The sequence below is a fragment of the Planococcus sp. SE5232 genome, from assembly GCF_050686535.1.
In the GTDB taxonomy this organism is placed as follows: domain Bacteria; phylum Bacillota; class Bacilli; order Bacillales_A; family Planococcaceae; genus Planococcus.
Window position 1 is genome coordinate 1,615,531 of sequence record NZ_JBOGCP010000001.1, and the last position, 23,981, is coordinate 1,639,511.

The 23,981-nt window shown below is 47.0% G+C and carries 20 protein-coding genes and 1 other RNA gene; 19 read left to right on the forward strand and 2 right to left on the reverse strand.

The genetic code is table 11. The features are described from left to right. The first annotated feature begins 337 nt into the window (after positions 1 to 337). The 10 genes from panC (at position 338) to ACRC6Q_RS07665 (ending at position 9,428) form a co-directional block, all read left to right on the forward strand. Positions 338 to 1,174, forward strand: a complete 837-nt coding sequence (gene panC, locus ACRC6Q_RS07620) for a pantoate--beta-alanine ligase (RefSeq protein WP_223632768.1) — start codon at positions 338 to 340, stop codon at positions 1,172 to 1,174. Between the two features lie 3 nt (positions 1,175 to 1,177). Continuing rightward, positions 1,178 to 1,561, forward strand: a complete 384-nt coding sequence (gene panD, locus ACRC6Q_RS07625; RefSeq protein ID WP_223632766.1) for an aspartate 1-decarboxylase — start codon at positions 1,178 to 1,180, stop codon at positions 1,559 to 1,561. A gap of 153 nt (positions 1,562 to 1,714) precedes the next feature. Next, entirely contained in the window at positions 1,715 to 4,477 is a 2,763-nt protein-coding gene (gene dinG, locus ACRC6Q_RS07630; protein ID WP_431466146.1) for an ATP-dependent DNA helicase DinG, read from the forward strand. Between the two features lie 24 nt (positions 4,478 to 4,501). Next, positions 4,502 to 4,672 carry a YpmA family protein gene (locus tag ACRC6Q_RS07635; RefSeq protein WP_191714259.1) on the forward strand — a complete coding sequence of 57 codons (171 nt, stop codon included), beginning with the start codon at positions 4,502 to 4,504 and terminating at the stop codon, positions 4,670 to 4,672. 8 nt (positions 4,673 to 4,680) lie between these two features. Next, positions 4,681 to 5,157, forward strand: coding sequence for a DUF5590 domain-containing protein (locus ACRC6Q_RS07640; protein WP_431466147.1), 477 nt, complete (start codon positions 4,681 to 4,683; stop codon positions 5,155 to 5,157). A gap of 15 nt (positions 5,158 to 5,172) precedes the next feature. Then, the gene (locus ACRC6Q_RS07645; protein WP_263298520.1) at positions 5,173 to 6,363 is read left to right on the forward strand and encodes a pyridoxal phosphate-dependent aminotransferase; all 1,191 of its coding nucleotides are present in this window, start codon (positions 5,173 to 5,175) and stop codon (positions 6,361 to 6,363) included. A 31-nt stretch (positions 6,364 to 6,394) separates the two neighbouring features. Then, positions 6,395 to 7,690 carry an asparagine--tRNA ligase gene (gene asnS / locus ACRC6Q_RS07650; protein ID WP_223632759.1) on the forward strand — a complete coding sequence of 432 codons (1,296 nt, stop codon included), beginning with the start codon at positions 6,395 to 6,397 and terminating at the stop codon, positions 7,688 to 7,690. A 30-nt stretch (positions 7,691 to 7,720) separates the two neighbouring features. After that, entirely contained in the window at positions 7,721 to 8,422 is a 702-nt protein-coding gene (locus tag ACRC6Q_RS07655; RefSeq protein ID WP_223632756.1) for a DnaD domain-containing protein, read from the forward strand. A gap of 12 nt (positions 8,423 to 8,434) precedes the next feature. Beyond that, positions 8,435 to 9,115 (forward strand): endonuclease III, encoded by a 681-nt coding sequence (gene nth / locus ACRC6Q_RS07660; protein WP_223632754.1) that lies wholly within the window; start codon positions 8,435 to 8,437, stop codon positions 9,113 to 9,115. After that, on the forward strand, positions 9,090 to 9,428 hold the full coding sequence (locus tag ACRC6Q_RS07665) for a YpoC family protein (protein WP_431466326.1): 339 nt from the start codon (positions 9,090 to 9,092) through the stop codon (positions 9,426 to 9,428). The genes nth and ACRC6Q_RS07665 overlap by 26 nt, the downstream gene beginning before the upstream one ends. Before the next feature lie 47 nt (positions 9,429 to 9,475). Here the strand turns inward: ACRC6Q_RS07665 and ACRC6Q_RS07670 are convergent, their stop codons facing one another. Then, positions 9,476 to 12,184: a penicillin-binding protein 1A gene (locus tag ACRC6Q_RS07670; protein WP_223632748.1), complete on the reverse strand. Its 2,709-nt coding sequence runs from the start codon at positions 12,182 to 12,184 to the stop codon at positions 9,476 to 9,478. A 34-nt stretch (positions 12,185 to 12,218) separates the two neighbouring features. After that, positions 12,219 to 12,830, reverse strand: a complete 612-nt coding sequence (recU, locus tag ACRC6Q_RS07675) for a Holliday junction resolvase RecU (protein WP_223632745.1) — start codon at positions 12,828 to 12,830, stop codon at positions 12,219 to 12,221. A 356-nt stretch (positions 12,831 to 13,186) separates the two neighbouring features. Between recU and ACRC6Q_RS07680 the strand changes: the two genes are divergently transcribed. The 9 genes from ACRC6Q_RS07680 (at position 13,187) to ACRC6Q_RS07720 (ending at position 23,923) form a co-directional block, all read left to right on the forward strand. Further along, the gene (locus tag ACRC6Q_RS07680; RefSeq protein WP_223632742.1) at positions 13,187 to 13,555 is read left to right on the forward strand and encodes a YppE family protein; all 369 of its coding nucleotides are present in this window, start codon (positions 13,187 to 13,189) and stop codon (positions 13,553 to 13,555) included. After that, positions 13,548 to 15,818: a DEAD/DEAH box helicase gene (locus ACRC6Q_RS07685; RefSeq protein WP_431466148.1), complete on the forward strand. Its 2,271-nt coding sequence runs from the start codon at positions 13,548 to 13,550 to the stop codon at positions 15,816 to 15,818. Before ACRC6Q_RS07680 ends, ACRC6Q_RS07685 begins: the two co-directional genes overlap by 8 nt. Positions 15,819 to 15,824: 6 nt before the next feature. Beyond that, complete coding sequence (locus ACRC6Q_RS07690) at positions 15,825 to 17,072, forward strand: ribonuclease H-like domain-containing protein (RefSeq protein ID WP_431466149.1); 1,248 nt, start codon at positions 15,825 to 15,827, stop codon at positions 17,070 to 17,072. A 64-nt stretch (positions 17,073 to 17,136) separates the two neighbouring features. Further along, positions 17,137 to 17,430, forward strand: a complete 294-nt coding sequence (gene gpsB / locus ACRC6Q_RS07695; RefSeq protein WP_223632736.1) for a cell division regulator GpsB — start codon at positions 17,137 to 17,139, stop codon at positions 17,428 to 17,430. Positions 17,431 to 17,478: 48 nt separating this feature from the next. After that, positions 17,479 to 17,858, forward strand: an RNA gene (gene rnpB / locus ACRC6Q_RS07700) — RNase P RNA component class B. A 559-nt stretch (positions 17,859 to 18,417) separates the two neighbouring features. Continuing rightward, the gene (locus ACRC6Q_RS07705; protein ID WP_431466150.1) at positions 18,418 to 19,551 is read left to right on the forward strand and encodes a THUMP domain-containing class I SAM-dependent RNA methyltransferase; all 1,134 of its coding nucleotides are present in this window, start codon (positions 18,418 to 18,420) and stop codon (positions 19,549 to 19,551) included. Between the two features lie 53 nt (positions 19,552 to 19,604). Continuing rightward, entirely contained in the window at positions 19,605 to 21,512 is a 1,908-nt protein-coding gene (locus tag ACRC6Q_RS07710; RefSeq protein WP_431466151.1) for an ATP-dependent DNA helicase, read from the forward strand. Between the two features lie 53 nt (positions 21,513 to 21,565). Continuing rightward, positions 21,566 to 23,071 (forward strand): carboxypeptidase M32, encoded by a 1,506-nt coding sequence (locus ACRC6Q_RS07715; protein ID WP_431466152.1) that lies wholly within the window; start codon positions 21,566 to 21,568, stop codon positions 23,069 to 23,071. 93 nt (positions 23,072 to 23,164) lie between these two features. After that, entirely contained in the window at positions 23,165 to 23,923 is a 759-nt protein-coding gene (locus ACRC6Q_RS07720; RefSeq protein WP_431466153.1) for an SDR family NAD(P)-dependent oxidoreductase, read from the forward strand. Positions 23,924 to 23,981: the final 58 nt, after the last annotated feature.

The following is a 23,981-nucleotide window of genomic DNA, read 5'->3' on the forward strand; positions in this document are numbered from 1 at the left end:
TACGGTGATGAGCTATTCAGCAAACCAGCTCCGCTTTCGGGCCCGCAGGATGTGGGTCGTCCGGCTGGAACGCTTTCTTCAACCTAAGATTCACATATTCCACCAAGCATGGAATATGTTTTTTTCTGGATTTCTGGTATAGTATTTTTAACGGGCAGTATCGCTTGCGAACTGCACCGAACAACCGCACTACACCCAAAATTCATCGTAAATAGTTCTGCCTTGATCACTTACACGACAGGGACGGAGGAAACCAAACGCACATTTACTGTCCTTCTGTCTTTTTTTCGGCGGAAGGGCTTTTTATATGGTTTTCTTCTCGAGAGGAGAGAAAAAATTGTTGATTTTACAGACGGTGGATGAGCTCAAAAACTGGGTTCGGGAAACCAAAAGAGCAGGCAATACGATTGGGCTTGTCCCGACTATGGGCTTTTTGCATGAAGGGCATCTGTCCCTAGTGAAAAAAGCCAAAGACGAAAATGATAAAGTGGTGATGAGTATTTTCGTGAACCCGGCTCAGTTCGGACCAAACGAGGATTTCGACCGCTACCCGAGAAATCTGGAGCGCGACCAGCAGCTGGCAGAAGGCGCGGGAACCGACGCCATTTTTGCGCCAAGCGTGAATGAAATGTATCCGCGCGAAAGCCAAATCAACATTACAGCCGGTACACAGGCGGAAGTACTTTGTGGAGCAAAAAGACCCGGACATTTTGACGGCGTACTGAAAGTGGTCACGAAGCTGTTTCATTTAACGGAAGCGGACTTGGCGTACTTTGGCCAGAAGGATGCGCAGCAATTGGCGATCATTGAATCGCTGGTGAAGGATTTTGATTTTCCGATGGCGATTCGGAGAGGCCAGACGGTCCGGGAAGAAGACGGACTGGCGAAAAGCTCCCGCAATGTTTATTTGAGTGATGCAGAACGAAACGAAGCACCTCACTTGAAAAAAGCATTGGAAATGGGCAAGAACTTATTTCTGCAGGGACAGGATCCGATTGAACCCATGACTGCCTACTTGACTGAATATACTTCCGGAAAGATCGATTACATCGAATTGCTCGATTACCCGACATTGACGGCAGACATCCAAAACGATGCGATTCTGGCACTGGCTGTCCAATTTGAGAAAGCGCGATTGATTGATAATATCATTTTCAACCCAAAGGAGAACTGATCTATGCTTAGAATGATGCTCAATTCAAAAATCCACCGTGCGACGGTGACAGAAGCCGATTTAAATTATGTGGGAAGTATTACCATTGATCAGGACTTGCTGGATGCTGTCGGTATGCTGGCAAACGAAAAAGTCCATATCGTCAACAACAATAACGGTGCACGTTTCGAAACCTATATCATTGCCGGAGAACGCGGCAGCGGTGTCATTTGCGTAAATGGAGCGGCAGCGCGTCTTGTGCAGCGCGGAGATATCGTCATCATCCTGTCGTATGCGTATGTTATGAACGAAAATGCACGCGATCATAAACCGACAGTCGCCATCATGGATGCCGATAACCAAGTCAAGGAAATCATCCATTACGAACCCGAAGCGACAATCATGTAAACCATGCAGCCCCGAAAATTTTCGGAGGCTGTTTTTCTTTTGTATGCAAGGTATGCAAGGCAGGAAAGAATTTTGAATTTTCATCTTGAAAGCGGAAAACTGCAGGATATGTTACAATTTTTCTAGGCAATCACCTAAGAAAGAGGGGCTAAGATGAACACGCAAAAGTATGTCGTTGTCGATATTGAAACAACGGGCCATTCCCCTGCAAAAGGTGACCGGATTATTCAACTGGCAATGGTAACGATAGAAAATGAGGTAATTACCGATACATATACGAAATTCATCAATCCGGGACGAACCATCCCATTGTTTATCCAGGATCTGACGAATATTGCAGACGCAGATGTGGCAGATGCCCATGCTTTTGAATATTACGCAGAAACTGTGTACGAAAAGATGCAAGATGCTATTTTTGTTGCACATAATACAAATTTCGACTTGCCTTTCCTGCAGGCAGAGCTAAAACGCAGCGGTTTGCCGAACTGGCAAGGCATCACGATGGACACGGTCGAATTGGTACGGCTGATGTACCCGACAGCATTCAGCTTTAAATTGCAGGACATCACATCGGAGCTGGGAATTCCGTTGGAAAGCGCCCATCGTGCGGACGATGATGCCATGGCTACGGCCCTGTTGTTTTTGCGCGCCAAAAATGACTTGGAATCATTGCCTTACGATACATTGGCCTTTCTGCATAAGCGGTCTTTCCAGTTGAAATCGGATCTGTCCCGCCTGTTCTTTGAGCTGACACAGAAAAAAAGAAATGCGCAGGCTGATCGTTTCGACCGGTTCCAGGGAATCCCTTTAAAGCCGAGAACCTCATTTGCGGCAAATGCGGATATGCAGGAATCACTTCCTCGGGATTGGCGTCAGGGACTTGAAACCGTTTTTCCAAATTTCGAAAAGCGGCCGAGCCAATACAATATGATGGCATCGATCGAGGATGCTCTGGCACATAAAAAAGAGCTGGTCATCGAAGCCTCGACAGGCATGGGCAAGACAATTGCCTATTTGCTTCCGGCGGTCAATTATTCCCTTAAAACCGGCAAACAGGTTTTGATCAGCACCTATACGACGCATTTGCAGGACCAGCTGGTGCTGAAGGAAGGACGGATGGTCGAGGCCTTTATCGGTTCCCCTGTGCGGATTTCGTTGATCAAAGGCCTGTCGCATTATATCGACCTTGCCCGCTTTGTGGAATTGCTGCAAGGCGATGATGAATCCTATGACGAAACCTTCACGATCATGCAAGTGCTGGTTTGGCTGACGTCCACAGAAACCGGAGACTTAAATGAAATTAATTCATCGAGCGGCGGCCAGTTTGTGCTGGATAAGATTCGCCGTTCCCATATACGAAAACTGTCGAAACAGGAAAAAAGAGCCGATTTCTATGAGTTCGCGCTGAAACAGGCACAGCATGCCCATATCATCGTCACGAATCATGCTTTTCTGCTGAATCAGCATTTGAGCAAGAAGTCGATTCTCGCAAATGTCGATGCCTACATTTGGGACGAAGCGCACCAGGTTGTACAGGCAGCCGTTTCCCAGCATGAGAAAACTTTCGTCTATACGCAATGGAAATATATTTTCGGCCAGATTGGAACTCTGGACGATCGGCAGTTATTTGCAGCGCTTTTTGAGACAGCTGATCGGACCGGTTTTTCGGCTGTTCCCGAATTGCTCAAGCTCGAATCGCTGTTCCAGAAGTTCACAGCGCTGTTCGATGATGTTTCAAGCCTTATGGCAGTGGAGTTTGCATCGAAGTTTGCATCCAGCCGCCATAAGAAGAATGCGTCGCTCTTGCGTGAACTGCCACTCGAAGACAGCCGGTTTCTGGAAATGCTGCGTTATTTGAACGAATGGATCGATTTGTCGCAGCTCATTCTGCAGAAAGCTGAGCGATTGACGGAAAAAACCATTCAGGATCAGCTGATGATAGCGGATTGGCGCTATTGGACGGAAGAAATGATGGTCAAGGCAGTTGAATTCAGCGAAATTTTCGTTTTTCCTCTTACTGATGAAGTCAGCTGGATCGAAGGAGACCTCAGAAGTCTGCCGACCAGTTTGTGTCTATACAAACGGCCTTTTGCCGTAGCATCCCTGGTGGACAAGGTAGTGGCGTCTGCTCGAGAAGACAAAGCGGTTATCTGGCTCTCCGGCACCATGACTGTTCCTGCCAATGAGCGTTTTATCGTCAATCAGATCGGCATTCCGCAGTATGTACCCATCCTGAAGTTTGAGCCGCCGAAGGATTTTTATCAAGGGGCGCATGTCTACATTGTGGAAGACATGCCGGACATCCAGCAGGTCTCCCAGCATGAGTACATCGAATCGGTGGCGGACGCGGTGATACAGACGGTGATTGTAACGGAAGGCCGCTGTTTTGTGCTGTTTACGTCACAGGATATGCTCCGAAAAACCGTTGATTTGATTCAGGATACAGGTTTGCTCGATGATTACATGCTGTTTGCGCAAGGCATTTCATCGGGCAGCCGCATGAAATTATTGAAATCATTCCAGCGTTTCCAGAAATCCGTGCTGTTTGGCACCAATAGTTTCTGGGAAGGCGTCGATGTGCCGGGGGATGCGCTTCGTGCCGTAGTGGTGGTGCGTTTGCCGTTCACTTCACCGGATGAGCCGATCTTCAAGGCGCGCTCTGAAATCATCACACGCGAAGGCATCAATCCATTTCTGCATTATGCATTACCGGAAGCAGTGCTCAGGCTAAGGCAGGGATTCGGCAGGCTGATTCGTTCGAAAAACGATAAGGGACTGTTCATCGTGCTGGACCGCAGAATCGAGACGAAATCGTATGGGCATGAATTTATAAGTGCTTTGCCGAAAGTCAAAGTATCCAAAGTGTCTTTAGAAAAGATGGTAACGGATATTGAAGCTTGGTATAATAAGCAATGAACTAACGAAAGGAAGGGCACATATATGGAATCGAAAATTGAAGTGATCTCCACAGTGGAACTTACGTATCAATCAGATTTATATAAAGTGGTGGACGCCTTGAACCGCACCTTGAAAGACAAAAATTTAATGTTCGGGCTGGCGCTCGATAAGGAAGATTCTGAAAAAGCGATTTTTACAATTTATAAAACATAGGTGATGAAATGAGACAATGGATCACATTCATACTTGGTTTTTTATCTTTTTTGGCAGTAGCCATCATCATCCTGGTATTGTTTCTTGGCAATAAGCCTTATTCGGAAACGGAAGGACAGGCAATTGACCGTGCAAAAAGCGAGCAGTTGATCGAAGAGGTGGAACGGGCGTATGTCTATACCAATTCTTCTGCTTCCGTAACCGTGCTTGGAACAAACAGCAAAGGTGAATTGACCGCTGTTTTTGTGCCGGAAGGTGAAGGCAAGATCCAGACGACGCTATTGGATGACAAAATCACTGCTCAACAGGCACGTGAACTTGCCCTTGCAGAGATGGATGTCAAGAAAATCCTGCATACCAAACTCGGTATGGAAAGCGATGGGCCGGTATGGGAAATTGCTTTTTTGAATGAAGAGGACAGCTTAAATTACGTCTATTTAACAGCTGATGATGGAACTTGGTGGAAACGCATATTGAATTTGTGAAAGGGCGGAAAAAATTTGATCAACTTAGCGAATCGTGTACAAACTCTAACACCCTCAACAACTTTGGCAATCACTGCAAAAGCAAATGAATTGAAAGCTCAAGGAGTCGATGTCATCGGTTTGGGAGCCGGGGAACCGGATTACAATACTCCGGCAAATATTCTGGAAGCCGCTTATCAGTCGATGAAAGACGGCAAGACGAAATACACGCCAGCAGGCGGACTGCCCGCTTTGAAAGAAGCCATCATCAATAAGTTGCAGCGGGACCAGCAATTGAGCTACCAACCGAAAGAAGTCATGGTCGGCATCGGGGCAAAACATGTCCTTTACACTTTATTCCAGGTATTGCTGAATGAAGGCGATGAAGTGATCATTCCGATTCCTTATTGGGTCAGCTATCCGGAGCAAGTGAAATTGGCACAGGGCGTTCCGGTATACATAGAAGCGACAGCCAGCCAGGAATACAAGATCTCTCCGCAGCAATTGAGAGAAGCTGTGACTGACCGGACGAAAGCTGTCATCCTCAATACACCGAGCAATCCGACTGGCATGATCTATTCCAAAGAGGAATTGGAAGCATTGGCCGAAGTTTGCCGGGAATTTGATATCCTGATCGTTTCGGATGAAATCTATGAAAAACTAATCTATGGGGATGTTGAGCACACTTCCATCGCAACTCTTTCGGAAGATGCAAAAAACCGCACGATTTTGATCAATGGGGTTTCAAAATCCCATTCGATGACAGGATGGCGCATTGGTTATGCAGCTGGTGATGCTACATTGATCAAAGCTATGACTGATTTGGCGAGCCATTCCACATCAAATCCGACAACTACTTCTCAATATGCAGCAATTGAAGCCTACAATGGATCACAGGACACCGTGGAAGAAATGCGTCAGGCGTTTGAAAGACGTTTGACTGCTATTTTTCCGAAACTGCAGGACATTCCGGGTTTCAACGTAATTCGTCCTCAGGGCGCGTTTTACTTATTGCCGGATGTTTCGGAAGCGGCCGCGAAAACCGGATATGCTTCCGTTGACGATTTTGTAACAGCTCTATTGACTGAAGCGAACGTTGCGGTTATTCCAGGTTCAGGATTTGGAGCGCATTCGACGATCCGCCTATCCTATGCAACCTCGCTTGAAACGTTGACGGAAGCTGTAGAGCGGATCCATCAATTTGTTACATCTAAATGGAAAGACTAAGACCACATTATTTTTTGGAGGCTATCGCTGGATGAAAAAAATCACCATTGCCGAAATGGCTAAATATAATGGACAAACAGTAAAACTAGGAGCTTGGATCGCCAATAAGCGTTCAAGCGGAAAAATTGCATTCCTGCAGCTGCGCGACGGTTCAGGATTCGTACAGGGTGTTGTCGTAAAGGCGGAAGTGGGCGATGAAATTTTCGCGGTTGCTAAAGCCTTGACACAGGAAACGTCCTTATATGTAATTGGGGAAGTAAAAGAAGATGAGCGGTCTGCATTCGGCTACGAGCTGGCAGTAACAGGCATCGAAGTGATCCACGAAGCGAAGGATTTCCCGATTACGCCAAAAGAACATGGAACGGAATTCCTGATGGACAACCGCCATTTGTGGCTGCGTTCACGCAGACAGCATGCCATCATGAAAATCCGCAACGAAATTATCCGTGCGACTTATGAATTTTTCAATGAAAATGGCTTTGTGAAAGTGGATCCCCCAATTTTGACGGGTTCATCTCCAGAAGGAACATCTGAATTGTTCGCAACAAAATATTTTGACGAAGACGCGTATTTGTCGCAGTCAGGCCAGCTTTATATGGAAGCTGCTGCAATGGCGCTTGGAAAAGTATTCTCGTTCGGACCTACTTTCCGTGCCGAGAAATCCAAAACACGCCGCCACTTGATCGAATTCTGGATGATTGAGCCTGAAATGGCCTTTATGGAACATGCCGAAAGCCTGGAAGTACAGGAGCAATATGTTTCCCATATCGTCCAGTCTGTTTTGAACAACTGCAAATTGGAATTGGAACGTCTGGAAAGAGACGTATCGAAACTTGAAAAAATAAAAGCACCATTCCCGCGCGTATCCTATGATGATGCCATCAAATGGCTGAATGAAAACGGCTTTGATGACATCAAATGGGGCGAAGACTTTGGCGCGCCGCATGAAACGGCCCTGGCGGAAAGCTATGATATGCCGATTTTCATCACCAATTATCCGATCGGCATCAAGCCGTTCTATATGCAGCCGCATCCAGAACGCGATGATGTCGTATTATGTGCAGATATGATTGCACCGGAAGGCTACGGGGAAATCATCGGCGGATCTGAACGGATCCATGATTATGAGTTGATGAAGCAACGCATCCAAGAACACGGGTTGGATGAAGAAGCTTATGCCTGGTATTTGGATCTAAGCAAATTCGGAGCTGTTCCACATTCAGGGTTCGGCTTGGGCCTTGAACGCACAGTGGCTTGGATCAGCGGCGTGGAGCATGTCAGAGAATCAATTCCGTTCCCACGACTATTGAACCGCTTATACCCATAAAAAAATAATGAATGGAAAGGTGGTTGGGATATGAAACAACCTAATCGGCTGCAAACGTGGATTGAGCAGGGGAATGTTAACATTTCCCAGCTTTTTTTTCAGTTTTATAAAGAACTGAAGATCACAGACGAAGAAGCCATGCTGCTCATGCATATACAGGCATTTCAACAAACCGGGAACCAGTTTCCGACGCCTGATGAAATCGGTGCACGCATGATGACTTCGCAAAAAAGCGTAACGACGATGCTGCAGAAATTAATGCAGCAAGGATATTTGGCAATTGAACAAACGACTGAAAACGATGTATTGACAGAAATCATTTCTTTGCAGCCTTTATGGGATCGAGTGCTGGACTGTATTTACAAAGAACAGCATGAAGTGAAAGAAAACACCCAAAAAGAACTGGAAGGGGAGATCTTCCAATTGTTCGAGCAGGAGTTCGGGCGTTTCCTGTCTCCGATGGAAATCGAAACCATTTCGATGTGGATGGACCAGGATGGCCATACGCCGGAAGTGATCCGGATGGCATTGAAAGAAGCGGTCATTTCCCAAAAAATCAGTCTCCGTTATGTAGACCGGATTCTATTCGAATGGAAAAAGAAGAACATTAAAACCTCTACACAGGTTACTAAACACGCGAGCTCTTTCAGAGAGAAAAATATACGGATTCAGCCGACAGAGAACGTTGCGAAAAAAGTTCAGTTTTATAATTGGCTGGAAGACCGCAATTAGAAGGTGAAGTAGATGATGTCCAAAAAAGAATGGCTTGCTTGTCTTGATGAGATGGACCGGATGTTCCCGGATGCCCATTGTGAATTGGTCCACCGCAATCCGTTTGATTTGCTGATTGCGACGCTCTTGTCCGCTCAATGCACGGACAAGCTGGTGAACCGGGTAACGGCTGACTTATTCCAAAAATACCATACACCTGAGGATTATGTATCGGTATCCTTGGAAGAGCTGCAGCAGGATATCCGCTCCATCGGCCTGTTCCGCAATAAGGCTAAGAACATCCAGGCGCTGAGCCGGATGTTGATCGATGAATACGGCAGCATCGTACCAGCTGATCGGGATCTTCTGATGACGTTGCCGGGAGTGGGGCGCAAAACGGCAAATGTAGTTGTTTCAGTGGCTTTTGGAATTCCCGCTTTGGCAGTGGACACTCATGTCGAACGGGTCGCCAAACGTCTGGGGTTGAACCGCTGGAAAGACAATCCGCTTCAAGTGGAAGAAACGATCATGAAAAAAACACCCGCTGATGACTGGTCCAAAACGCATCACCAAATCATCTTTTTTGGCCGCTATCACTGTAAATCACAGAATCCGGGCTGCCATATCTGTCCGCTGTTCGATCGTTGTCGTGAAGGGCAGAAGCGTGAGAAAAAAGGACTTGTTAAACGTGAAATCGTCACAGAAATTAACTAAAGATCAGCTAGAACCTTTTTTTCAGGAATGGAATCAGCTATCAACAGAATTAGCCGATCTCCATCACCAGCGAAACAGGGGAGCAAAAGATGCCATGCAAGCCGGGCTTAAGGTATATAATTCTTTGTTGGCCCATTGCCGTGAAGCTTTGCAGGATGAGAGATTCGAACCCTTGAATGGCTCAGAACGTTTATCATTTATCCAGGCATCTCCGGGCACTTACGCTGCATACCGCCAGATGGACGAGCTGTTTTCAGAATTGAAGAAGACACTTGCAAGAAAGCGGATCGAACGTAGCCGTTTAAAAGAATAGAGCAAAAAAAACCCCGAATGCCAAGGCACTCGGGGTTTTTCGTTGTGTTAGTTATTTTCTTCACTGTCGGCTTCGCCGTCTTGGGAATCATTATTGCCATTCCCGTTTTCATTGCCATTTCCATTTCCATTCCCGTTACCATTGCCATTATCAGCATTATTGTTCCCGCTGCTGTTAACAGAAGGCGTTTCGCCTTCCTCTTCTTCAGTCGGGTCTTCCGGTACATCAATTGGCTCATCTTCGGCTGGCTCTTCTTCTACGGGTTCTTCTTCGGCTGGTTCTTCTTCAGCCGGTTCTTCTTCAACCGGTTCTTCTTCGACCGGCTCTTCTTCAACTGGCTCTTCTTCAGCCGGTTCTTCTTCAACTGGCTCTTCTTCCGGTTCTTCAGGAGCAGCAGCAATTTCTACAACAGTCGAAGCAGGATCGCTTCGTTGGGTGCTGTTGACAGCCACAACACGGAAGGTATAGCTTTTACCTTCTTCTAGGCCATTGAAGGTATAGGACTGGCTTGATGAAGTGTTGAGTACGGTACGTGATCCATCAACCTCGACCGATACTTCAAAGGATACATCGTCGTCGCCGTGATTCCAGGATAACTGCGCTGCATCACCTTCCACATTTGCACGCAACCCGCTTGGAGCATCCAGGTCTTCAACGATATAGCGTTGCGAAACTGAATTCGGTTCTGTGCCGCGGGCGAATAATTCAGAGCTGCGCATGCTGTAGGGTGTAAAAGCACTGGCCAATTTTAATGGATCAGAGCCTACTTCTACCACTTGCTCAGTTACTGATTCTGGCTGTTCAAAACGGGCTGTCTCTGGAGAAGAAATCTCTGACATTACACTTTTGAACAATCGTTGAGATAACAGCCGTTCATCTGATGCTGTATCCATCGGTGTCTTCCGGCTAGGATAGCCACTCCAGACAGAAATGGAATAATCTGTTGTGTAACCCGCAAACCAAATATCCGGTGCGGAGCTGCTATCCAGTCCAAGATCTGTTATTTCATCAGTCGAATAGTTGGTTGTACCAGTTTTACCAGCCACATCAAGACCGTTGATGGCGGCTTCTTTGCCTGTAGATCCTGCAAGATTCGTATCCACTACATCTCTCAGGATATCCGTGACCATATATGCGGTGCTGTCTTTCATCGCCTGCACTGGTTCCGGTTCGACAACTTGTTCGGTCGAACCATCACGGAAAACAATTTTCTTGATCGTATGCGGTTCAATGAATTCGCCTTTGTTTCCAAGGGCTGCAAAAGCACCTGCCATTTCGACAGTTGAAAACTCGGCGGATCCCAAGGCTGTCGATTCAAAGATACCTTCCATATCGAGTCCAACATTCTTCATGAATTCACCGGCATTTTCAGAACCGACTTCCTTCAAGGTTTTAATGGCTGGGATATTACGTGAGCGGTAAAGTGCTTCACGGATCGTCATTGTTCCAAGGAACTGTCCATCTACATTCCGGACATCCTGGCCACCATCATCGTAAGAATAAGGCTCATCTACAATCGTCTGGCCGGTTGACCATCCAAGGTATTCGATAGCCGGACCATAATCCAGCAGGGGCTTAATGATCGATCCTACCTGGCGGCTTTTTGCGGTAGCATAATTATGACGCACATCGCCGGTGTATTCGCGTGCGGCCCCAACTGCGCTGATTCCGCCTGTTTTCGTATCGACGACAGTAATGGCCGATTGGACATTTTCATCGAAGAACAAATCGGAAGCCATCGCTTCATTGACTTTTGTCTGGACATAAGGCTCCAGCGTTGTGTAGATCGTCAAGCCTTCATCAAGCGAATAATCGCCTTCTAATGATTCAAGCTCATTTTCAACCATCTCCATGAACGCTGTGTGTTCGCTGCTGGCCGTCTGAGGCTGGCGTTCGCCTTCAGGAACCAATGAATCGGCAACGGGTGCTGCCTGTGCCTGTTCTTTTTCTTCCGTACTGATTTTCTCGTGCTGTTCCATCAGGCTCAAAACGACATTTCGCCGTTCTTCTGCACGTTCAGGGTTAGTGAACGGATTATACCCATTGGGACTTTGCGGCATACCTGCAAGCAAAGCCGATTCAGCGAGAGTCAGCTCACTCAGTGGCTTGCCGTAAAAATATTCTGAAGCAGTTCCGAAACCATAGATATTTCCGGACATCAGAATCTTATTGAAATACATCTCGAAAATTTCCTCTTTTTCGTATTCACGTTCCAGCTTAAATGCAAGGTAAGCTTCCTGTGCTTTTCGTTTTAAGGTCTTGTCGTTTGTTAAAAACGAATTCTTGATCACCTGCTGGGTGATGGTGCTGGCTCCCTGTGAGCCGAAGCCGCCGGTGATGTTTGCAATGACAGCACCACCTAAGCGGATGACATCGATTCCGGAGTGTTCATAGAAGCGATTATCTTCCGTCGCTAAAATGGCATTTTCGATCGATTCGGGAATATTTTCATAATCGACATACTCCCGATTTTCGGCGGTGATATAAGGGATTTCGGTTTCACCGTCTGCTGCATAGAAAGTCGGACTGATCGGATCACGCAATAATTCTTCATCAAGGTCTGGCGCGCTGCTTGCATAGTACGCAAACAGGGAGGCTCCGAAGACGAAAACGGCTATACCGATGGCGACAATTGCCAGCAGGATGCGTTTCATCCATGTCACTGCAGGGGATTTCTTTTTCTTTTTGTTATTGGTCTTCTTTTGGCGTTCGATTGCTTTGCGGCGCTCTTCACGCGAAATTTGTTTATCGCTCAAAATCGGTTCCTCACTTTCATATATATGATGGTGCTTAAAGCTTAGTCAAAAGAGGCAAATAATCGATGCGTGGGAATGCTCCAGGTGTTATCTCAAATGAAGTTTCTTCAATTTCCTGCAAAGTAACCGATTTTCTTCCGCCAGTCATCATCCGGTTCCAAAAAACCTCGAGTTCTCCAAACGGCATGATGAAATACCGCTGCCAGGAAGAGAATCGAATGATCATAAACGCCGTACCATTCTGCTTGACGACCTGGGACATGTGATGAATCTGGTGATCATGAATATTCTTCAATGGGAAGGATGTCTTGTTTTCCGTTTCCTTTGCTTCAAAGTCGATATACCGGCCGTTCCACACGCCGTTGTAATCTGTCGTGGAAGGAGCCTGGAAATACGCTTCCCGGATGACGGCTGCACTTCTGGAAGGGTACTCCACTCTGACGATCTGAAGGGGCACCGGTTTTTTATGGATGACGGCCAATCCCAGCTGAAGATAATAATCATTGGTTTCATTCAATTCGTCTTCTAATGTCTTGCCGCGGTTGCTGAAGGAGAAATCCTTCTTCTTTTTTGCGGCAGTTTTTTCTTTGGCAGGTTGAACTTTTGACGGAATGAATTTTTTCCCGTTCGGGTAATTGATTGCCATTGTGATACACCTCGCTAACTCTATCATATCACAAGCTTTTAGACGACTGATATGATGAAAAGTTTCAACTGATTAAGTTGAGGTTGAGACCGTTGCCTATGGCTGTTCCGTGATTCTTTTTCACATACCCTTGAAGCTGTTTCCGGTATCGCCGTGCGGAGAGGATCGCTGAGAGGCAAAGGCAGCTAAACAAATCAACTCGATACTCTGAAGTTCAACTTTATAGTCCACCCTATTTATATCTTCTAATAATAGCGGATTTCTTCCCACGTTCCAACAGGAAAGAATGTCTGTTCGATAAAAGTCGTGTCGCTTTAGTGAATATGATAAACTAATGGCAATGGAGGGGTTGCAAAATGACAGTTAGAGAACTCTCTTCTGCATTATACGACGAATGCGGAAAATGCTTGGACCGCTTTTATGAAATGCGCGAAAAAGACGCGGTTCCTGATTTTTACGAGGATGTTAAACCATATGCCGATTACTGGCATGGAAAAATAAATGAATGGCAAAAAGAATCATTGCTGTATATCCAGCAAGAGCGCCCTAAGTATGTCCACAAGCCGACAATTGATACAGCGGCGGAAGGCATGACACAATTTTTTGTTCAGAGTTTTTATAAGGAGACAAGCAAGAAACGCTTTATCCAGACAATTCAGGCGGCCCAATACACGCTCCAGACATTCATCTTGGCCATCGATGAAAAGAGTGCTCAGAATGATTAAGCGAAAAAACCTGCCTGAGTTGATGGATGAATGGAAAACAGAACCGGATATGATGGAGCGGATCGTGCATTGGCATACCAGACAAGAAAAACCTGCCCAATACGCTGACTTTCCACCGGAAATGCACGACAGCCTAAAAGCGGCTCTCCGCAAAAAAGGCATAGAGCAGTTGTATACCCATCAGCGTGAAGCGTTCGATTTGGCGACTTCCGGTAATTCGTTCACCGCCGTAACACCGACAGCGTCAGGAAAGTCCTATTGCTATCATCTGCCGGTCCTGCACAAGATTCTAAACGATCCGGGTGCACGGGCTCTGTACTTGTTCCCGACAAAAGCATTGGCGCAAGACCAGAAAAGTGATCTCCATGACTTGATCGAGAAGACCGAAGAGTCGATTCTATCTTATACCTATGACGGAGACACGTCACCGGCGATTCGGACCAAGGTACGTAAAGCAGGACAGATTGTGATGACCAATCCGGACATGCTGCATTCCGCCATCCTGCCGCATCATACAAAATGGGTCTCTCTTTTCGAGAACCTTCATTATATAGTCATCGATGAACTGCATACGTACAAAGGCATATTCGGCACACATGTGGCGCATGTTATCCGCAGACTCAAAAGGATCTGTGAATTTTACGGCAGCAATCCGGTCTTTATCTGCACATCCGCGACCATCGCCAATCCAAAAGAGCTGGCGGAAAACCTGACCAACAGCACCCACAAGCTGATTGACCAAAACGGGGCACCTTCAGGCAAGAAACATATCGTCTTCTACAATCCACCGATTATCCATCCGACTTTCGGTGTCCGCAGAAGCGCGATATTGGAAGTCCGCGACCTGGCCACCCATTTGATCAAAAATGGCATTCAGACCATCGTCTTTGCCAAGAGCCGGGTCCGTGTCGAGATGCTGGTAACGTATCTTCAGGCCATCACCAAAATGAAGCTGCAGGACGACTCGATCAAAGGCTACCGGGGGGGCTATCTGCCAACGGAGCGCCGAGCCATCGAAAAAGGCTTGCGTGACGGTTCGATCCAATGCGTGGTATCCACCAATGCACTGGAGCTTGGCGTCGACATCGGACAGCTTCAGGCCTGCATCATGACGGGCTATCCCGGCAATATCGCCAGCGCCTGGCAGCAGGCAGGACGGGCTGGACGGCGGCAGGATGAATCGCTGGTGATCTATGTAGCCCAGTCGACAGCACTTGATCAATACATCATCAACCATCCGGAATATTTGCTGGACCAGTCTCCGGAAGAAGCACGCATCCACCCGGAGAACATCATCATCCTGATGGACCATTTGAAATGTGCTTCGTTTGAATTGCCATTTCGCATTGACGATCAATACGGGGAGTTCGAAGTCCAGGAACTGCTCGAGTACCTGCAGGAAGAAGGGGTGCTCGTCCGGACATCGGATCGCTGGCATTGGATGAGCGATCGTTTCCCGGCGCATGACATCTCCCTGCGGTCAGCTTCGCAGGAAAATGTCGTCATCATCGACCAGTCTATACCTGCAGACACACGTGTGATCGGTGAAATGGACCGTTTCAGCGCCATGACATTATTGCATGAAGAAGCGATTTACCTGCATCAGGGCACACAATTTCAAGTGGAGATCCTGGACTGGGAAGAAAAGAAAGCTTACGTCAGGGAAGTCGACGTCGATTATTTCACGGATGCCAATCTGGCAGTGGAACTGAAAGTGATGAGTGAAGACAAAGACAAGAAGATGAACGGCTCGGAAGTTTTTTACGGGGATATCGCGGTACTCGCGATGCCGACGATTTTCAAAAAAATCCGTTTTGATTCACATGACAATATCGGTTCCGGACCGATTTCACTGCCGGCGGAAGAGTTGCATACGTCGTCGACGTGGCTGAGCTTCACGAAGCCGGAAGATTTTTCGGAAGCGGAATTGTCGGATACCATGACCGGAGCTGCCTATGCGATCGAGTCGTTCATCCCGATATTCGTTCAATGCGACCGGCGGGATGTCCATGTCGTACCGCAGGTGAAATCGCCGCACAATGATATGCCATCCTTTTTCATCCACGACTCCTATCCGGGGGGCATCGGTATCAGCGAGCGGATCTACGATTTGTGGCGGCCATTGCTCGATAAAGCGCAGCAGCATGTCTCGGAATGCCCTTGCCTGGACGGATGCCCGTCCTGCATCGGTGCACAAGATGCTGCCGTCAGCATGAAGAGCCATGTCATCCGGTTGCTGGATGAGCTTCGCAAAGAGAGGTGAAGAGGGATGTCGTTTGAAAATAAGCTTCTCCAGATGAAAGGCATGTTGAAGAAAAAGCCTGCCCAGAAGCAGCAGCCCAAAGCGGCAGAGCGGCCGCTTCACGAAGATAAATGGAATAGGATCGGTTTGGAGCTTGTCGAGAATAAATTCGGATTTGTCTTTCGGAAGAAAATCATCTATCCGCTCGATACCCTTCATGGATCCGTTACCTTGAATGAACTGGATTCCGTACTGAAGGCCTGGGAAAATACGGATTTTGACCACCCTTTCAAACTGAAGGAAGAGGATCCGCTCGTCTTTTTCGATACGGAGACGACAGGGCTCAGCGGAACGGGTGCTTATATCTTTTTGATCGGCCTATTGGTCAAGCGCAGTGATCATTTCGAGATGATGCAATACATCATGCCGGACCCTTCGCATGAAGCGGCGTTTCTATATGAGACCGGTCTATGGAAAACGGATGATCCCATCATCTTTTCCTATAACGGCAAAAGCTTCGATTGGCCCCAGCTGATGTCCCGCTGGACCATGCATCGACACATTCTTCCGAAATTGCCGGTGCCGCGCCAAATCGATTTGTTCCATGGCACCAAACGGATCTGGAAAAATGAATTGGCCCGGATGAAGCTGAGCACCATCGAAGAGGAGAAGCTCGGTTTTATGCGGCAGGGGGATGTGCCGGGCTACCTGATTCCCGCCATCTACCTCGATGCAGTGAAGAGCGGTTTTCCGGATGGCCTGGCAAAAGTTCTGTACCACAATGAACTGGATATCCTGTCACTGGTGTCATTGTATGTATTGTCATCCAATTTACTGATGGAGGATATGGAATCGGAAACGAGCGGTGCCTACACCAATATCGGCAAATGGTATGCCGACTTGAAGCAGTTCGACCAAAGTGCGGCTTATCTCGAACATGTTACGGTCGAAAGAGGAGCCTCTTCTGCATTAGCGCGTTATTTGTTGGCCATTCAGAAAAAAAGAGGTGGCCAGCCGGAGGAAGCCGTTAAATTGTTCAAGGAAGCTGCCCCTCACTTGCGCGGCAGCATCGAAGTGGAAGCATGGATCCATGCAGCCAAATTGTACGAGCATCAACTGCGTGATTTGGATCAGGCAGTCATCATGGCCGGCTTTGCAAAAGAAGCAAGCGAGCATACGAAAGTGCGCCAGTCGCTCATTGAAGACATCCGTAAAAGATTGGCGCGCCTGGAAGAGAAAAAGCGAAAAAAACGCCCGGAACTTGAAGAGAACTAAACACGAAAAATCCACCTTATGCTATACTTAGCATAAGGTAGTTTTTTATGGAAGGACGATTGGAATGGAAAATAAATTCACATCTAAAGATATACTTGAAAAAGATTTTAAAACAGCGATGCGCGGTTACAATCAGGATGAAGTGGACCATTTCCTGGACGAAATCATCCAGGATTACGAAGCTTTCTCGAAGCGGATCGAACAACTTCAAAATGAAAACAAACGCTTGCGTATGGAATTGGAAGATACACCAAGAAAACAGGCGACACCGGCTCCCGGCACAACCAATTTCGATATTTTGCGCCGCCTATCCCATTTAGAGAACCATGTTTTCGGAAACAAACTGGACAACAACTAAAACGATTGTTTTATTGCATCAAATGACGTATACTTATAAAGCCATTTGAAATTCTGGCAATCGCTCCGGCTTTTTAGCTGGAGAGGAAAGTCCATGCTCGCACGGTTCTGAGATGACCGTAGTGATCGCGCCCAGTGAAACAATAAGCTGGGGCAGCTAGCAATAGCTGACGGCGGGTAGAACGCCTAAGTCTTCGGATATGGCCGAAATACCCTGAAGGTGCCACAGTGACGGAGCTGTATAAGAAATTATACAGGTGGAACGAGGTAAACCCCGTGAGCGAGAAACCCAAATTATGGTAGGGGCACTTTTCTGAGGGAAATGAACCGATGAAGAGGCAGACGCAAGTTTGCAGATAGATGGTTGCTGTCCACTAGTACAAGGTGCAAACCGTTTGAGTACGTGGAAACAAAACATGGCTTATAGAATTTCACATGGTCTTAAAATGCTTATCAAAGGCTCCCCTTTTGGGGGAGCTTTTCTTCATATTAAAAGACGGAATGTTTAAAAGCATAGATTTTGAAGAAATCGTTTCAGGCGGACGCTTTCCGCGGGCGAAGCGTTGAGCCTCCTCGTCGCAAGCTCCTGCGGGGTCTCATCACTCCGCTTTCCCGCAGGAGTCGCCGCCTTCCACTCTTTCTTCTAAGAGATATCCAGAGAATACAAACTTAAATGTTTTGCGGAATAACCTACAAGATTTATAAAATTTGCTTCCTTATTTTTCTGATTTAAAAAGATATGGAGCACACCAACGGAGACTCCCAAGGTATAGCGAAGTGCCGAAATCCACTCGGACAGCAAGTCCGAGTTAGTTCGGCGCAAGCCCGCAGGAAAGCGGAGTTGGTTTGCGGAATATCAACAGCAGAAAAGGAGTTAATATTAAAAAGAGATTAACCTATACACTGAAAATATATAGGTAGGTCAATTGACCACCAATAAAACAAACACCGAAATCTGAAATAGTGAACAACTGGAGAGGGAGTCGTTATGACAACATTTAAATTGCTCGCAACCGCCGCGATGGGCCTTGAGTCCATTGTAGCCAACGAAGTAAAAGATTTAGGGTACGAAACGGAAACTGAGAACGGCAAAGTATTTTTTGAAGGAAATGAACGCGATATCGCCAAAACAAACCTATGGCTGCGGACAGCTGACCGCGTCAAGATCATTGCTGGTGAATTCAATGCATATACCTTTGATGAACTGTTCGAACGCACAAAAGAAATCGAGTGGGAAAAATTCCTGCCGGTGGATGCTGAATTCCCGGTACAAGGGAAATCGGTTAAATCGACTTTGCACAGTGTGCCCAACTGTCAGTCCATTGTTAAAAAAGCGATTGTTGAGCGTTTGAAAAAAGCGTATCACCGCAATTCCTTTTTGGATGAAACCGGACCGCGCTTTAAAATAGAAGTATCGATTTTAAAAGACAAGGTCCAACTATCCATCGATACGAGTGGAGCCGGCCTTCATAAACGCGGCTACCGCCTGGATCAGGGTGAAGCACCATTAAAAGAAACCTTGGCTGCGGCCTTGGTGAAATTATCACGTTGGACTCCCGACCGTCCATTCGTGGATCCGTTCTGTGGTTCCGGAACCATCGCCATCGAGGCGGCAATGATCGGACAAAACCTGGCGCCTGGCTATAACCGTGATTTCGACAGCGAAGAGTGGCCATGGATCGGTCAGGAAATTTGGGATGAAGTCCGCGAAGAAGCGGAAGAGTTGGCGAACTATGACCAACCGCTTAACATTCTGGGGACAGATATCGATCATCGCATGCTGAAGATTGCGGAAGAAAATGCCCGGGAAGCCGGTTTTGCTGACTTGATCCAATTCGAGCAGCGCCAAGTAAAAGATTTCACCACGACAGAAGAAAACGGCGTTGTCGTCGGCAACCCACCTTACGGAGAGCGTCTTGGTGAAATTGAAGTCATCGAAGAAATGATTGCTGACATGGGCCGCGTATTTGCGCAGCATCCGACATGGTCAGTCTACATGCTGTCCTCCATGGGGCGTTTCGAAACCCTTTATGGTCAGCCAGCAACAAAAAAACGTAAATTATTCAACGGGTTTATCCGTACAGATCTTTTCCAGTTCTGGGGAGAACGTTCTAAAAAATAAATGAGACGAGACGGAAGGGCAGCAGCTCTTCCGTTTCTCTGTGAGGAGAGTTTATGAGACAGCCACTACCATTCCCTTTAACGAAGGACAAAACTTTCTTTGAATCACTCAATGACTGGATCGGCGATATCTTCTACGACGAGTTGCCTGAAAAGGGCTATGATCTACGTGATGAACAAGTGTTCATGTCTTTCCAAATCGAACAGGCATTGAAAGAAAAAGCAGTGTTGTTTGCAGAAGCAGGCGTAGGGACAGGGAAAACCATGGCCTACCTGCTTCCGGCCATCGCCTATGCCCGCTATACCGGGAAACCGGCACTTATATCGTGTGCAGATGAAACCCTGATCGAGCAATTGGTGAAAAAGGGCGGGGATGTTGACCGCCTGAATGAGCTGTTTGACTTGAACCTGGATGTCCGATTGGCGAAATCCCGCGACCAGTATTTATGTCTCCAGCGCCTGGAAGGTGCAAAAAAACGCAGCGATGCTGATTTTCTGGACGATATCGAATACAGCCTACCGGAATTCGTCAACAAAACCTATTCTATGCAAAACACTTATCCATACGGTGAACGCTCAAGTTATCCGGAAGTCACGGATGAAGAATGGCAGCAAGTCAACTACCACCCGATCCAGAACTGCAATGCCTGTGAACTGCGCAATAAATGCGGACAGACCATCCACCGCAACCATTACCGCCAGGCGACGGATCTGGTCATTTGCTCGCATGACTTCCTAATGGAGCATATTTGGACAAAAGAAACACGCAAACGTGAAGGGCAGACACCTTTGCTTCCTGAATTCTCCCAAATCGTACTGGATGAAGGCCATCTGCTGGAATTTTCCGCACAGCGTGCATTGACTTATGAAGTACAGGAAAGCACGCTTCAAGATGTAACGGAAAGCATTCTTTCCGATGGCATGCGCGAAAAAACCTTGAACATGATTGAGCAGACAATCGATCTGCACAACGAATTTTTCCGTCTGCTGCGCATCCATACCGTCGAAAGCATCGAAGACCGAAAAGCGATCACCAAAGCGCCGGAATTGGTCAAAGTCGGCAAAATGCTGATTCGCCACATCGATTTGATGATGGAGGAATTTGTCTTTGAAGGCGAGCTGTTCACCATTCCGGAATACGAACTGCGTCTGGCGGAAGAGTATTTTGAGCAATACACCTTCTCGATGCGTTTGTTTGTCGAAGAAGGCGATGCTGTAACGTGGCTGGAAATAAAAGACGAAATCGAGACGCTGGTCATCATGCCGCGCCTTGTAACGGATATATTGGATGAAAAACTATTTGACGGAAAAATTCCGATCATTTTTTCTTCCGCTACCTTATCGATCCAAAAAGATTTCACTTACCTATCGGATAGTCTTGGAATCGACAAATACCAATCGTTTTCTGTACCATCTCCATTCGACTATGAAGATGTTATGAAAATCTTCAAGCATCCGCTTGAACAAGAGCAGAAATTCGAACGTGTCTATGACCTGTTCAGTACAGGTGATCAGTCGCTGGTGTTGTTCACTTCGAAGATGGAAATGGATAACTTCAAGAAATCCCTGCCTTTGGACCATCAATACACCATTGAATTCGAAGGGGACCGTGAGCTGTCGACGGTCGTCAAGGAGTTCCAGGAAGGCAAGTTCCAGATTCTATGTTCCTATCATCTATGGGAAGGTTTGGATCTGCCCGGTGAAGCATTGACGAAAGTCATCATCGTTGATCTGCCATTCCCACCGAAAGATCCTGTTTTTGATGCCAAGCGCAAATTCAGCAATAATCCGCTGGAAGAAATCGATTTGCCTTTCATGCAGCTTCGCATCCAGCAGGGAATTGGACGTCTGATCCGGACCTCGAAGGATTATGGAGAAATTCATCTATTGCTCAATGAAGACGAATTGCGCGTGGAACATCTATGGGAAACAATCCTGCCGGTGCCTGCTGAAAATTTTTAAGCTGCTGGTTTCCTTGTGATACAATAGTCTCATCAACCATTGGAGGGATTTTTGTGTCACTCGAAAAACAGTTTACTGATCATTTCAGCAAGATTAAGGGTTATGAAGAAGCTATCGCGTTATTGTACTGGGATTTGCGGACAGGTGCTCCCAAAAAAGGAGTGGAACTTCGCTCTGAAAGCATCGGTACCTTATCTGCGGAAGTATTCAATCTATCGACATCGGATGAGTTCGGCGAATTGCTGTCTTCTTTGGAAGCGAATCAGGCAACGCTGGATCCTTTTATCCGCCGTTCTGTAGAAGAAGCCCGCAAAGAATACGATTTGAGCAAAAAGGTCCCTCCTGCAGAATACAAAGAATTCATCATTTTGAAATCGAAAGCGGAATCGGTATGGGAAACCGCTAAAGAAGCTTCGGACTTTTCGTTATTCCTTCCTTATCTGGAGGATTTGGTCAGCAGTACGAAAAAAATGGTCGGCTATTGGGGTGAAAAAAATGGCAGTCCCTATAATACCTTGCTCGATCAGTACGAACCGGGGATGACTACTGAAGTTCTGGATGAGGTATTCGGCAAGCTGCGCGAACGCATCGTGCCATTGGTTCAAAAAATTGCCGCTTCACCAAACAAGCCGGAAACGGCATTTCTCTATGACCATTTTCCGAAACAGGCACAGCAGGACTTCAGCCGACAGATGCTGGAGCAGCTGGGCTATGATTTCGAAGCAGGCAGACTGGATGAAACGGTTCACCCGTTCATGATATCGATTAACCGGCAGGATATCCGCGTAACGACCAAATACGACGAAGGCGATTTCCGCAACGCCGTCTTCGGCACAATCCATGAAGGCGGACATGCCATGTACGAACAGAATTTGGGTGAAGCATTAGCTGGGTTGCCGATTGAGACGGGTGCATCTATGGGGATCCATGAATCCCAGTCCTTGTTCTGCGAAAACTTTATCGGCCGCAATGAACATTTCTGGCAGAAAAACTTCGGCCTTTTGAAGGAATATGCTCCCAAGCAATTTGCTGAAGTCGAACTAGCGGATTATGTGCGGGCAATCAATGAATCCAAACCGTCCTTGATTCGAATTGAAGCGGATGAACTGTCGTATGCATTGCATATTATGGTCCGTTATGAACTTGAAAAAGGGTTATTTGATGGAGATTTACAGGTCAGTGATTTGCCACAGTTATGGAACGACAAATACGAAGAGTATTTGGGCGTCCGGCCTTCCAATGACGCGGAAGGCGTGCTGCAGGATGTCCATTGGGCAGGCGCGAGCTTCGGTTATTTCCCATCTTATGCACTGGGTTATATGTATGCGGCGCAGCTCAAGAATGCGATGCTGAAGGATTTGCCGAATTTCGATGAGCTATTGGCGGAGCGGGACATCACGCCGATTCGTGAGTGGTTGAGCAAAAATATCCATCATCATGGGGCGTTTAAAAAACCATTGGAAATTCTTAAGGAAGTCACGGGAGAAGGACTAAACCCGGATCACTTGGCTGAGTACCTGGAAGAGAAATATTCGAAGATCTATCAACTGGATAATTGACCAAAGAACCGCCGTGAATTTTCACGGCGGTTTTCTTATTTTTAGGACAAACAACGAATTGTTTGATTATAATAGGAGCGGAGGCGATAAACGATGTTGAAATCATTCAGTTTGAAAGGCAAGACGGCGATTGTGACAGGCGCAGGGAAAGGAATCGGCAAAGCGATCGCCATGGCGCTTGCAGAAGCGGGAGCCAATGTCATGCTGGTAGCGCGGACTGAAGCCGATCTAAAGCAAACCCAGAAAGAAATCGGCAATGACCGCACATCCTATGTGCTTGCGGACATTACAAAGCGCAGCGACATTCTGGCTGCAATCGAAAGAACGATGCAGCGATTCGGAGCGCTTGATATTCTCGTCAATAATGCCGGAATGAATATCCGCTCCTCTTTGTCGGAGGCAACGGACGCGGAATGGCATCAGATTATGGACACTAACGCACAAAGTGTCTTCATGTTTTCACAGGAAGCCGTCAAAAAGATGGACAGCGGCAGTTCCATCATCAATATCAGTTCAGTCGGAGGCGACCGTGCGTTGAAGACCGGTGTGGTTTATGCGGCATCCAAAGCTGCAATCATCCAGATGACCAAAGTCATGGCGATGGAATGGGGCCCGAAGAATATCCGTGTCAATGCGATTGGACCGTGGTATTTTAAAACACCTTTAACGGAAAAGATCTTAAGCGATCCGGAGTATTTGGATTCGATCTTGGCAGTGACACCGATGAAACGGGTCGGGGAGTTGCCGGAAGTGGCATCACCGGTCGTGTTTCTGGCTTCGGATGCAGCAAGTTATATTACGGGGCAGACGCTTTTCGTCGATGGCGGCATGTCCATCCATGGATTTTCATAAGAAAGTGGACATCCTTCCTGATTTCAGGAAGGATGTTTTTCGTTCTGACGTAAAAATG